Annotated in this window: 5 protein-coding genes and 3 rRNA genes; 7 read left to right on the plus strand and 1 reads right to left on the minus strand. The window is 53.3% G+C overall.

Going from position 1 to position 13,192, the window contains the following annotated elements:
* Positions 1–14: 14 nt before the first annotated feature.
* Positions 15–149 carry a 50S ribosomal protein L34 gene (rpmH, locus tag K0P33_RS01175; RefSeq protein ID WP_003213577.1) on the minus strand — a complete coding sequence of 45 codons (135 nt, stop codon included), beginning with the start codon at positions 147–149 and terminating at the stop codon, positions 15–17.
* A 585-nt stretch (positions 150–734) separates the two neighbouring features.
* Here rpmH and dnaA point away from each other — a divergent pair.
* The 7 genes from dnaA (at position 735) to rrf (ending at position 12,847) form a co-directional block, all read left to right on the plus strand.
* The gene (gene dnaA, locus K0P33_RS01180) at positions 735–2,255 is read left to right on the plus strand and encodes a chromosomal replication initiator protein DnaA (RefSeq protein WP_242153663.1); all 1,521 of its coding nucleotides are present in this window, start codon (positions 735–737) and stop codon (positions 2,253–2,255) included.
* Positions 2,256–2,293: 38 nt separating this feature from the next.
* Complete coding sequence (gene dnaN / locus K0P33_RS01185; RefSeq protein ID WP_083355987.1) at positions 2,294–3,397, plus strand: DNA polymerase III subunit beta; 1,104 nt, start codon at positions 2,294–2,296, stop codon at positions 3,395–3,397.
* Positions 3,398–3,417: 20 nt separating this feature from the next.
* Positions 3,418–4,521 carry a DNA replication/repair protein RecF gene (recF, locus tag K0P33_RS01190; protein WP_094949093.1) on the plus strand — a complete coding sequence of 368 codons (1,104 nt, stop codon included), beginning with the start codon at positions 3,418–3,420 and terminating at the stop codon, positions 4,519–4,521.
* A gap of 4 nt (positions 4,522–4,525) precedes the next feature.
* On the plus strand, positions 4,526–6,943 hold the full coding sequence (gene gyrB, locus K0P33_RS01195) for a DNA topoisomerase (ATP-hydrolyzing) subunit B (RefSeq protein ID WP_094949094.1): 2,418 nt from the start codon (positions 4,526–4,528) through the stop codon (positions 6,941–6,943).
* 907 nt (positions 6,944–7,850) lie between these two features.
* Positions 7,851–9,387: ribosomal RNA gene (locus tag K0P33_RS01200) — 16S ribosomal RNA — on the plus strand.
* A gap of 280 nt (positions 9,388–9,667) precedes the next feature.
* Positions 9,668–12,559: ribosomal RNA gene (locus K0P33_RS01205) — 23S ribosomal RNA — on the plus strand.
* Between the two features lie 172 nt (positions 12,560–12,731).
* Positions 12,732–12,847: ribosomal RNA gene (gene rrf, locus K0P33_RS01210) — 5S ribosomal RNA — on the plus strand.
* The 16S, 23S and 5S rRNA genes sit together here, the layout of an rRNA operon.
* Positions 12,848–13,192 lie beyond the last annotated feature (345 nt).

The following is a 13,192-nucleotide window of genomic DNA, read 5'->3' on the forward strand; positions in this document are numbered from 1 at the left end:
CCAGTACCGGATTATCAAACTGCCAGACGCGCACGACCTTTGGCGCGGCGACGCGACAGGACAGCACGGCCGTTCTTGGTAGCCATGCGAGCACGGAAGCCGTGAGTACGGGCGCGTTTGATGGTGCTTGGTTGGAAAGTACGTTTCATGGCGTTGTTACCTGGTTCGTCCACAACGGGCCGGAATGGCCCCCGTTTTAAGAGACCGGCGATTCTAGAGAAAGCAAGCCTCTAGGTCAATTTCCAACCAGCTTTTCCTTTAATTAGTTCTTCGCAGGCATTCCGGCCTTTTCTGTTCGCTGGCCGTTCATGAGCAATGCCATAGATATAAAAATAAAGAAGGAAGTTATTTAAAGCTTTTCTGTAAAGCTTATAAAAGCTAGGGAGGCGATTATCTGTGGATAACTGCCTTGAGCCCATATTCTGCGTGATGTACAGAGGATGACAACTAGGCGGGGAAACGGTGCTTAGCCTGTGCTGCGCTATCGGATAAGCTGTGGGTGGAATGGCTTGTTATCCACAGGCCAGTTACCCACAGACTTTCGACCCCACTTGTACAACGAGCTTAGGGGCGCTTATCCACAGAGCTTATGCACAGACCATTGGTCGCCTTTTTTACGGTTAACGCATTGATTTTGGGTGCCCTGTGCGCAACCTACATGTGGATAAGTGGACGGCTGGCCGCTACAATGGCGGCTGTTTTTGCCTCACCGGCTTTCAACTTAGGGGATATCCGTGTCAGTGGAACTTTGGCAGCAGTGCGTGGAGCTTTTGCGCGAAGAGCTGCCTGCCCAGCAATTCAACACCTGGATCCGTCCGCTACAGGTCGAAGCCGAAGGCGACGAGTTGCGTGTCTACGCGCCGAATCGTTTTGTTCTCGATTGGGTTAATGAGAAGTACCTGAGCCGCGTTCTCGAATTGCTCGATGAACACGGCAACGGCCTTGCGCCTGTGCTTTCTTTATTAATAGGCAGCAAACGTAGCTCTGCACCTCGTGCAGCGCCGAATGCACCGTTGGCGGCGAGCGCCTCGCAGGCTCAGGCCGCAGCGGTACCTGTTAATAACTCGCCTGCGCAAATTGCCCAGACGCCTTCGAAATCCTCGGCACAGAAAAACGCGCCTATAAATGAAGAGCCGTCCCGCGACAGCTTTGACCCCATGGCCGGCGCCAGCTCTCAACAGGCACCAGTTCGTGCCGAACAGCGCACCGTCCAGGTAGAAGGCGCGCTCAAGCACACCAGCTACTTGAACCGCACGTTCACCTTTGAAAACTTTGTCGAAGGTAAATCCAACCAGTTGGCCCGCGCGGCTGCCTGGCAGGTCGCCGACAACCCCAAGCACGGTTACAACCCGCTCTTCCTTTATGGCGGTGTCGGTTTGGGTAAAACTCACTTGATGCACGCTGTGGGTAACCACCTATTAAAGAAGAACCCGAATGCCAAGGTCGTGTACCTGCACTCGGAGCGCTTCGTTGCTGACATGGTCAAGGCCTTGCAGCTCAACGCAATCAACGAGTTCAAGCGGTTCTACCGCTCCGTTGATGCCTTGCTGATCGATGACATTCAATTTTTCGCTCGCAAGGAACGTTCTCAGGAAGAGTTTTTCCACACCTTCAACGCCCTGCTCGAAGGCGGCCAACAGGTCATCTTGACCAGCGACCGTTACCCGAAGGAAATCGAAGGCCTGGAAGAACGCTTGAAGTCGCGTTTTGGCTGGGGCCTGACCGTTGCGGTAGAGCCGCCGGAACTGGAAACCCGCGTCGCGATCCTGATGAAGAAGGCCGACCAGGCGAAAGTCGATTTGCCGCATGACGCTGCTTTCTTCATTGCCCAACGCATTCGCTCCAACGTGCGTGAGTTGGAAGGCGCGCTCAAGCGCGTCATCGCTCACTCGCACTTCATGGGCCGCGACATCACCATCGAGTTGATTCGTGAATCCCTGAAAGACCTGCTGGCGCTGCAAGATAAGCTGGTGAGTGTGGATAACATCCAGCGCACCGTGGCTGAGTACTACAAGATCAAGATTTCCGACCTGCTGTCCAAGCGCCGCTCGCGTTCGGTGGCACGTCCACGTCAGGTAGCGATGGCGCTCTCCAAAGAGCTGACCAACCACAGCCTGCCGGAAATCGGTGATGTGTTTGGCGGTCGCGACCACACCACGGTCTTGCACGCGTGCCGCAAGATCAACGAACTTAAGGAATCCGACGCGGATATTCGCGAGGACTACAAGAACCTGCTGCGTACACTGACTACTTGATGACACCAGCGCAGCTTATTAAGGCAAGGGACTAGACCATGCATTTCACCATTCAACGCGAAGCCCTGTTGAAACCCCTGCAACTGGTCGCAGGCGTCGTCGAGCGCCGACAGACCTTGCCGGTGCTCTCCAACGTATTGCTGGTTGTCGAAGGCCAGCAACTGTCCTTGACCGGTACCGACTTGGAAGTCGAGCTGGTCGGTCGTGTGCAGCTGGAAGAGCCTGCTGAACCGGGCGAAATCACTGTGCCGGCGCGCAAGCTGATGGACATCTGCAAAAGCTTGCCTAATGAAGCGCTTATCGACATCAAGGTCGATGAGCAGAAGTTGGTGGTCAAGGCCGGTCGCAGCCGTTTTACGCTGTCCACGTTGCCAGCCAATGACTTCCCGACTGTCGAGGAAGGCCCTGGCTCGCTGACCTGCAGCCTGGAGCAAAGCAAACTGCGCCGTTTGATCGAGCGCACCAGCTTCGCCATGGCTCAACAGGACGTTCGCTACTACCTCAACGGTATGTTGCTGGAAGTCTCGGAAGGCATTATCCGCGCCGTGGCCACCGACGGACACCGTTTGGCGATGTGCTCAATGCGTGCCGATATTGGTCAGCCGGATCGGCACCAAGTGATCGTCCCGCGCAAAGGTATCCTCGAATTGGCGCGTCTGCTTACCGAGCCGGATGGTAACGTCAGTATCGTTTTGGGCCAGCACCACATTCGCGCCACCACCAGTGAATTCACGTTCACTTCCAAATTGGTCGACGGCAAGTTCCCGGATTACGAGCGCGTACTGCCTAAAGGCGGCGACAAACTGGTGATCGGTGATCGTCAGGCCCTGCGTGAAGCGTTCAGCCGTACCGCGATTCTGTCGAACGAAAAGTACCGTGGTATCCGTCTGCAACTGGCCAACGGTCAGCTGAAAATCCAGGCGAATAACCCGGAGCAGGAAGAAGCGGAAGAAGAAGTGGGCGTTGACTACAACGGCGGCTCGCTGGAGATCGGCTTCAACGTGAGCTACCTGTTGGACGTACTGGGTGTAATGACCACCGAACAGGTTCGTCTGATTCTGTCGGACTCCAACAGCAGCGCCCTGGTGCAAGAATCCGATAACGACGACTCGGCTTACGTTGTTATGCCGATGCGTCTGTAATCATGTTCAGCAGAAGCTAGATGTCCCTCAGTCGCGTCTCGGTCACCGCGGTGCGCAATTTGCACCCGGTGACCTTCTCCCCTTCCCCCCGCATCAATATCCTCCACGGCGCCAACGGTAGTGGCAAAACCAGCGTGCTGGAAGCCATTCATTTGCTTGGGCTCGCCCGTTCCTTTCGCAGCGCCCGTCTGTTGCCGGTGATTCAGTACGAGCAATTGGCGTGCACAGTGTTTGGCCAAGTCGAATTGGCTGAAGGCGGCCATAGCAGCCTGGGGATATCTCGCGATCGCGGTGGGGAGTTTCAAATTCGCATTGACGGGCAAAATGCCCGCAGTGCAGCGCAACTGGCGGAAATTCTGCCATTGCAACTGATCAACCCCGACAGCTTCCGCCTGTTGGAAGGTGCACCAAAAATCCGCAGGCAATTCCTCGATTGGGGAGTGTTCCACGTGGAACCGCGGTTCATGGCCACTTGGCAGCGCCTGCAGAAGGCCCTGCGGCAGCGGAACTCATGGCTGCGGCATGGTACACTTGACGCCGCTTCACAAGCAGCCTGGGACCGGGAACTGTGCCTGGCCAGCGATGAAATAGATGAATACCGCCGCGCCTATATCAAAGCCTTGAAACCAGTCTTTGAGCAGACCTTGAGTGAGTTGTTGGATCTCGAGGGGCTGACGCTGAGCTACTACCGTGGTTGGGATAAAGAGCGTGACCTGAGCGCAGTGCTCGCCACGTCCTTGCAACGGGATCAGCAAATTGGCCATACACAGGCAGGCCCCCAACGGGCTGATTTGCGCCTTAGATTAGGCGCACACAATGCCGCGGATATCTTGTCCCGTGGCCAGCAGAAGTTGGTGGTGTGCGCACTGCGTATTGCCCAAGGGCATTTGGTTAGCCAAGCCCGACGCGGTCAGTGTATTTATCTGGTGGATGACTTGCCGTCTGAACTCGACGAGCAACATCGACGGGCGTTGTGCCGCTTGTTGGAAGACTTACGCTGCCAGGTGTTTATCACCTGTGTAGACCACGAATTATTGAGGGAAGGCTGGCAGACGGAAACGCCAGTCGCCTTGTTCCACGTGGAACAAGGCCGTATCACCCAGACCCACGACCATCGGGAGTGAAGGCATGAGCGAAGAAAACACGTACGACTCGACCAGCATTAAAGTGCTGAAAGGTTTGGATGCCGTACGCAAACGTCCCGGTATGTACATTGGCGACACCGATGATGGTAGCGGTCTGCACCACATGGTGTTCGAGGTGGTCGACAACTCCATCGACGAAGCTCTGGCCGGTCACTGCGACGACATCAGTATTATCATCCACCCGGATGAGTCCATCACCGTGCGCGACAACGGTCGCGGTATTCCGGTAGATGTGCACAAAGAAGAAGGCGTTTCGGCGGCAGAGGTCATCATGACCGTGCTCCACGCCGGCGGTAAGTTCGACGACAACTCCTATAAAGTCTCCGGCGGTTTGCACGGTGTAGGTGTGTCGGTGGTGAACGCCCTCTCCGAACTGTTGGTGCTGACCGTGCGTCGCAGTGGCAAGATCTGGGAGCAAACTTACGTTCACGGCGTTCCGCAAGAACCGATGAAAATCGTCGGCGAAAGCGAAACGACCGGTACCCAGATTCACTTCCGTCCCTCCGACGAAACCTTCAAGAATATCCACTTCAGCTGGGACATCCTGGCCAAGCGGATTCGTGAACTGTCCTTCCTGAACTCCGGTGTTGGCATCGTCCTCAAGGACGAGCGCAGCGGCAAGGAAGAGTTGTTCAAGTACGAAGGCGGTCTGCGTGCGTTCGTTGAATACCTGAACACCAACAAGACTGCGGTCAACCAGGTGTTCCACTTCAACATTCAGCGTGAAGACGGCATCGGCGTGGAAATCGCCCTGCAGTGGAACGACAGCTTCAACGAGAACCTGTTGTGCTTCACCAACAACATTCCACAGCGCGATGGCGGTACTCACTTGGTGGGTTTCCGTTCCGCACTGACGCGTAACCTGAACACCTACATCGAAGCCGAAGGCTTGGCCAAGAAGCACAAAGTCGCCACCACCGGTGACGACGCACGTGAAGGCCTGACCGCGATTATCTCGGTAAAAGTACCTGATCCTAAGTTCAGCTCCCAGACCAAAGACAAGCTGGTGTCTTCCGAAGTGAAGACCGCAGTGGAACAGGAGATGGGTAAATACTTCTCCGACTTCCTGCTGGAGAACCCGAACGAAGCCAAGCTGGTTGTCGGCAAGATGATCGACGCTGCACGTGCCCGTGAAGCGGCGCGTAAAGCCCGTGAGATGACCCGCCGTAAAGGCGCGCTGGATATTGCCGGCCTACCGGGCAAACTGGCTGACTGCCAGGAGAAGGACCCTGCCCTCTCCGAACTGTACCTAGTGGAAGGTGACTCTGCTGGCGGTTCCGCCAAGCAGGGTCGTAACCGTCGCACCCAGGCCATCCTGCCGTTGAAGGGTAAGATCCTCAACGTCGAGAAGGCTCGCTTCGACAAGATGATTTCCTCTCAGGAAGTCGGCACCTTGATCACGGCGTTGGGCTGCGGTATCGGCCGTGACGAGTACAACATCGACAAGCTGCGCTATCACAACATCATCATCATGACCGATGCTGACGTCGACGGTTCGCACATCCGTACGCTGCTGCTGACCTTCTTCTTCCGTCAGTTGCCGGAACTGATCGAGCGTGGCTACATCTACATCGCTCAGCCGCCGTTGTACAAAGTGAAAAAGGGCAAGCAAGAGCAATACATCAAAGACGACGACGCCATGGAAGAGTACATGACGCAGTCGGCCCTGGAAGATGCCAGCCTGCACTTGAACGACGAAGCACCGGGTATCTCCGGTGAGGCGCTGGAGCGTCTGGTTAACGACTTCCGCATGGTGATGAAGACTCTCAAGCGTTTGTCGCGCCTGTACCCTCAGGAGCTGACCGAGCACTTCATCTACCTGCCATCGGTAAGCCTGGAGCAGTTGGGCGATCACGCTCACATGCAGAATTGGCTGGCTCAATATGAAGTTCGCCTGCGCACTTCTGAGAAGTCCGGCCTAGTGTACAAAGCCAGCCTGCGTGAAGACCGTGAGCGTAACGTGTGGCTGCCGGAGGTTGAATTGATCTCCCATGGCCTGTCGAACTACGTCACGTTCAACCGCGACTTCTTCGGCAGTAACGACTACAAAACCGTCGTTACCCTCGGCGCGCAATTGAGCACCCTGCTGGACGACGGTGCTTACATTCAGCGTGGCGAGCGCAAGAAGCAGGTCAAGGAATTCAAAGAAGCCCTTGATTGGCTGATGGCAGAAAGCACCAAGCGCCACACCATCCAGCGATACAAAGGTCTGGGCGAGATGAACCCGGATCAGCTGTGGGAAACCACTATGGACCCAGCCCAGCGTCGCATGCTGCGTGTGACCATCGAAGACGCCATTGGCGCAGACCAGATCTTCAACACCCTGATGGGTGATGCGGTCGAGCCTCGTCGTGACTTCATCGAGAGCAATGCCTTGGCGGTGTCCAACCTGGACTTCTGATCAGGTGTAGGTTCACAGATTAAATGGTGACATTAACAAATAGATGGTTCGGCTAAGCCCCAATGATTAGCTGACCATTCGAAGGAGAGCCCGCTGAAAGCGGGCTTTTTTTCGCGTCAATAAAAGTGGTTTTCCCCCTGTGTCGTGAGTCGGTAGCGGGAGTCAGCTGACAGGCGAGTGGCGTGTTTCAAGAGTGGTTTGCCAGAGTACGAGTGTTGCAGGAGTTTATGGCGAGGTTCCCTAAGCCAGCGCGTACCTCCAGCGGTTCTTAGGGCATTGAGCGTCGGCGGCTGATGTTTTAAAGCGTAGAGCTACGTCAGCCAGAGGATAATAATCCTGCCGTCATTACGGCGAATCGTAGAGTTTTTTTTTCAGTGAGGTTACGAGGGTTCTAGAGAATTCGGGGCGATTCACCGTGAACATCAGTCAGACCGGGTGATATGGCTGCTTTATAACGGCATGGCGATGATGTGGTATGTGCTCTCCTCCGCCCTGATCCTTTGTACAGACCTTTGGAAATTTCATAATGACAAACCAAGCTTTTTTAGTATGTGGAAAATAATTTTAGATGGGGGTTGACCAAGTATTTTAATACTGTATTATTCGCCTCCCGCTGACAAGCAACTTGAAGAAAGTTGCTACATAAATCTCTGATTTTATTGAAAAAATCTTATGATTTAAGTGTGTTAGCTGAGGTGCTGCTTTGGAAAGCACGCCTGGGTTTAGACGAAAGATCTTAACCAACCGCTCTTTAACAACTGAATCAAGCAATTCGTGTGGGTGCTTGTGGAGTCAGACTGATAGTCAACAAGATTATCAGCATCACAAGTTACTCCGCGAGAAATCAAAGATGTAACCAACGATTGCTGAGCCAAGTTTAGGGTTTCTTAAAAACCCAAAGATGTTTGAACTGAAGAGTTTGATCATGGCTCAGATTGAACGCTGGCGGCAGGCCTAACACATGCAAGTCGAGCGGTAGAGAGAAGCTTGCTTCTCTTGAGAGCGGCGGACGGGTGAGTAATGCCTAGGAATCTGCCTGGTAGTGGGGGATAACGTTCGGAAACGGACGCTAATACCGCATACGTCCTACGGGAGAAAGCAGGGGACCTTCGGGCCTTGCGCTATCAGATGAGCCTAGGTCGGATTAGCTAGTTGGTGAGGTAATGGCTCACCAAGGCTACGATCCGTAACTGGTCTGAGAGGATGATCAGTCACACTGGAACTGAGACACGGTCCAGACTCCTACGGGAGGCAGCAGTGGGGAATATTGGACAATGGGCGAAAGCCTGATCCAGCCATGCCGCGTGTGTGAAGAAGGTCTTCGGATTGTAAAGCACTTTAAGTTGGGAGGAAGGGCAGTTACCTAATACGTGATTGTTTTGACGTTACCGACAGAATAAGCACCGGCTAACTCTGTGCCAGCAGCCGCGGTAATACAGAGGGTGCAAGCGTTAATCGGAATTACTGGGCGTAAAGCGCGCGTAGGTGGTTTGTTAAGTTGGATGTGAAATCCCCGGGCTCAACCTGGGAACTGCATTCAAAACTGACTGACTAGAGTATGGTAGAGGGTGGTGGAATTTCCTGTGTAGCGGTGAAATGCGTAGATATAGGAAGGAACACCAGTGGCGAAGGCGACCACCTGGACCAATACTGACACTGAGGTGCGAAAGCGTGGGGAGCAAACAGGATTAGATACCCTGGTAGTCCACGCCGTAAACGATGTCAACTAGCCGTTGGGAGCCTTGAGCTCTTAGTGGCGCAGCTAACGCATTAAGTTGACCGCCTGGGGAGTACGGCCGCAAGGTTAAAACTCAAATGAATTGACGGGGGCCCGCACAAGCGGTGGAGCATGTGGTTTAATTCGAAGCAACGCGAAGAACCTTACCAGGCCTTGACATCCAATGAACTTTCTAGAGATAGATTGGTGCCTTCGGGAACATTGAGACAGGTGCTGCATGGCTGTCGTCAGCTCGTGTCGTGAGATGTTGGGTTAAGTCCCGTAACGAGCGCAACCCTTGTCCTTAGTTACCAGCACGTAATGGTGGGCACTCTAAGGAGACTGCCGGTGACAAACCGGAGGAAGGTGGGGATGACGTCAAGTCATCATGGCCCTTACGGCCTGGGCTACACACGTGCTACAATGGTCGGTACAGAGGGTTGCCAAGCCGCGAGGTGGAGCTAATCCCACAAAACCGATCGTAGTCCGGATCGCAGTCTGCAACTCGACTGCGTGAAGTCGGAATCGCTAGTAATCGCGAATCAGAATGTCGCGGTGAATACGTTCCCGGGCCTTGTACACACCGCCCGTCACACCATGGGAGTGGGTTGCACCAGAAGTAGCTAGTCTAACCTTCGGGAGGACGGTTACCACGGTGTGATTCATGACTGGGGTGAAGTCGTAACAAGGTAGCCGTAGGGGAACCTGCGGCTGGATCACCTCCTTAATCGACGACATCAGCTGCTCCATAAGTTCCCACACGAATTGCTTGATTCATGCGTTTGTAAAAGTGCAGAGCTAACTATTCGAATCGAATAATTAGCTCTGATCTTTTTCAGAACCGTTCTTTAAAAATTTGGGTATGTGATAGAAAGATAGACTGAGCGTTACTTTCACTGGTAACGGATCAGGCTAAGGTAAAATTTGTGAGTTACTCGTAATTGAGTATTATCGAATTTTCGGCGAATGTTGTCTTCACAGTATAACCAGATTGCTTGGGGTTATATGGTCAAGTGAAGAAGCGCATACGGTGGATGCCTTGGCAGTCAGAGGCGATGAAAGACGTGGTAGCCTGCGAAAAGCTTCGGGGAGTCGGCAAACAGACTTTGATCCGGAGATGTCTGAATGGGGGAACCCAGCCATCATAAGATGGTTACCTTACACTGAATACATAGGTGTAAGGGGCGAACCAGGGGAACTGAAACATCTAAGTACCCTGAGGAAAAGAAATCAACCGAGATTCCCTTAGTAGTGGCGAGCGAACGGGGACTAGCCCTTAAGTGGCTTTGAGATTAGCGGAACGCTCTGGAAAGTGCGGCCATAGTGGGTGATAGCCCTGTACGCGAAAATCTCTTAGTCATGAAATCGAGTAGGACGGAGCACGAGAAACTTTGTCTGAATATGGGGGGACCATCCTCCAAGGCTAAATACTACTGACTGACCGATAGTGAACTAGTACCGTGAGGGAAAGGCGAAAAGAACCCCGGAGAGGGGAGTGAAATAGATCCTGAAACCGTATGCGTACAAGCAGTGGGAGCCCACTTTGTTGGGTGACTGCGTACCTTTTGTATAATGGGTCAGCGACTTATTTTCAGTGGCGAGCTTAACCGAATAGGGGAGGCGTAGCGAAAGCGAGTCTTAATAGGGCGTCTAGTCGCTGGGAATAGACCCGAAACCGGGCGATCTATCCATGGGCAGGTTGAAGGTTGGGTAACACTAACTGGAGGACCGAACCGACTACCGTTGAAAAGTTAGCGGATGACCTGTGGATCGGAGTGAAAGGCTAATCAAGCTCGGAGATAGCTGGTTCTCCTCGAAAGCTATTTAGGTAGCGCCTCATGTATCACTGTAGGGGGTAGAGCACTGTTTCGGCTAGGGGGTCATCCCGACTTACCAAACCGATGCAAACTCCGAATACCTACAAGTGCCGAGCATGGGAGACACACGGCGGGTGCTAACGTCCGTCGTGAAAAGGGAAACAACCCAGACCGTCAGCTAAGGTCCCAAAGTTATGGTTAAGTGGGAAACGATGTGGGAAGGCTTAGACAGCTAGGAGGTTGGCTTAGAAGCAGCCACCCTTTAAAGAAAGCGTAATAGCTCACTAGTCGAGTCGGCCTGCGCGGAAGATGTAACGGGGCTCAAACCATACACCGAAGCTACGGGTATCACTTAGGTGATGCGGTAGAGGAGCGTTCTGTAAGCCTGTGAAGGTGAGTTGAGAAGCTTGCTGGAGGTATCAGAAGTGCGAATGCTGACATGAGTAACGACAATGGGTGTGAAAAACACCCACGCCGAAAGACCAAGGTTTCCTGCGCAACGTTAATCGACGCAGGGTTAGTCGGTCCCTAAGGCGAGGCTGAAAAGCGTAGTCGATGGAAAACAGGTTAATATTCCTGTACTTCTGGTTATTGCGATGGAGGGACGGAGAAGGCTAGGCCAGCTTGGCGTTGGTTGTCCAAGTTTAAGGTGGTAGGCTGGAATCTTAGGTAAATCCGGGATTCTAAGGCCGAGAGCTGATGACGAGTTAACTTTTAGTTAACGAAGTGGTTGATGCCATGCTTCCAAGAAAAGCTTCTAAGCTTCAGGTAACCAGGAACCGTACCCCAAACCGACACAGGTGGTTGGGTAGAGAATACCAAGGCGCTTGAGAGAACTCGGGTGAAGGAACTAGGCAAAATGGCACCGTAACTTCGGGAGAAGGTGCGCCGGTGAGGGTGAAGGACTTGCTCCGTAAGCTCATGCCGGTCGAAGATACCAGGCCGCTGCGACTGTTTATTAAAAACACAGCACTCTGCAAACACGAAAGTGGACGTATAGGGTGTGACGCCTGCCCGGTGCCGGAAGGTTAATTGATGGGGTTAGCTAACGCGAAGCTCTTGATCGAAGCCCCGGTAAACGGCGGCCGTAACTATAACGGTCCTAAGGTAGCGAAATTCCTTGTCGGGTAAGTTCCGACCTGCACGAATGGCGTAACGATGGCGGCGCTGTCTCCACCCGAGACTCAGTGAAATTGAAATCGCTGTGAAGATGCAGTGTATCCGCGGCTAGACGGAAAGACCCCGTGAACCTTTACTATAGCTTTGCACTGGACTTTGAATTTGCTTGTGTAGGATAGGTGGGAGGCTTTGAAGCGTGGACGCCAGTTCGCGTGGAGCCAACCTTGAAATACCACCCTGGCAACTTTGAGGTTCTAACTCAGGTCCGTTATCCGGATCGAGGACAGTGTATGGTGGGTAGTTTGACTGGGGCGGTCTCCTCCTAAAGAGTAACGGAGGAGTACGAAGGTGCGCTCAGACCGGTCGGAAATCGGTCGTAGAGTATAAAGGCAAAAGCGCGCTTGACTGCGAGACAGACACGTCGAGCAGGTACGAAAGTAGGTCTTAGTGATCCGGTGGTTCTGTATGGAAGGGCCATCGCTCAACGGATAAAAGGTACTCCGGGGATAACAGGCTGATACCGCCCAAGAGTTCATATCGACGGCGGTGTTTGGCACCTCGATGTCGGCTCATCACATCCTGGGGCTGAAGCCGGTCCCAAGGGTATGGCTGTTCGCCATTTAAAGTGGTACGCGAGCTGGGTTTAGAACGTCGTGAGACAGTTCGGTCCCTATCTGCCGTGGACGTTTGAGATTTGAGAGGGGCTGCTCCTAGTACGAGAGGACCGGAGTGGACGAACCTCTGGTGTTCCGGTTGTCACGCCAGTGGCATTGCCGGGTAGCTATGTTCGGAATAGATAACCGCTGAAAGCATCTAAGCGGGAAACTAGCCTCAAGATGAGATCTCACTGGGACCTTGAGTCCCCTGAAGGGCCGTCGAAGACTACGACGTTGATAGGTTGGGTGTGTAAGCGCTGTGAGGCGTTGAGCTAACCAATACTAATTGCCCGTGAGGCTTGACCATATAACACCCAAGCAATTTGACTACTTCGGACTTGGAAACAAGTAGAAGCATCAGATTGCGGTGTGTGAAGACGATAGAACCGAAAGTTCGAATCTCACGAAAACACCGAAAGCTATCACATACCCAATTTGCTGAAGCGAGGCCATAAGGTCACGACTCAGTACCCGAATTTCTTGACGACCATAGAGCATTGGAACCACCTGATCCCATCCCGAACTCAGCAGTGAAACGATGCATCGCCGATGGTAGTGTGGGGTTTCCCCATGTGAGAGTAGGTCATCGTCAAGATCAAATTCCGAAACCCCTATCTGCGCATACAGTTAGGGGTTTTGTTTGTCCTCAAAAAACATCCCAATTGCCAAAATATAGATCAAATACCTAGCTATGTTTAGCTGGGATTATCTGCTCGAGTTTGAAAAGTAGGCCGGGCCTCTTAGGTCAATGAGACCCTACCCCGCCACCAATGGTGTTGGCGGGACCAAGCTCAAGAACTCGGCGGCATGGGCGCTCACCTTGCGGCATTACCGGCATGCGCACTCTTATGGCTTCCTCTGCGAGTGCACAAACCTCGTTGATGAACTGCCAACCTGTGAAAACTACGGCTGTTCCGATAGATCATCTATTTTGTGAATC

This window comes from Pseudomonas sp. ArH3a, from assembly GCF_022648765.1.
GTDB lineage: Bacteria > Pseudomonadota > Gammaproteobacteria > Pseudomonadales > Pseudomonadaceae > Aquipseudomonas.

Coding starts and splice junctions, on each gene's coding strand:
- rpmH (WP_003213577.1), bottom strand. CDS start 149: ATGAAACGTACTTTCCAACCAAGCACCATCAAACGCGCCCGTACTCAC.
- gyrB (WP_094949094.1), top strand. CDS start 4,526: ATGAGCGAAGAAAACACGTACGACTCGACCAGCATTAAAGTGCTGAAA.
- recF (WP_094949093.1), top strand. CDS start 3,418: ATGTCCCTCAGTCGCGTCTCGGTCACCGCGGTGCGCAATTTGCACCCG.
- dnaN (WP_083355987.1), top strand. CDS start 2,294: ATGCATTTCACCATTCAACGCGAAGCCCTGTTGAAACCCCTGCAACTG.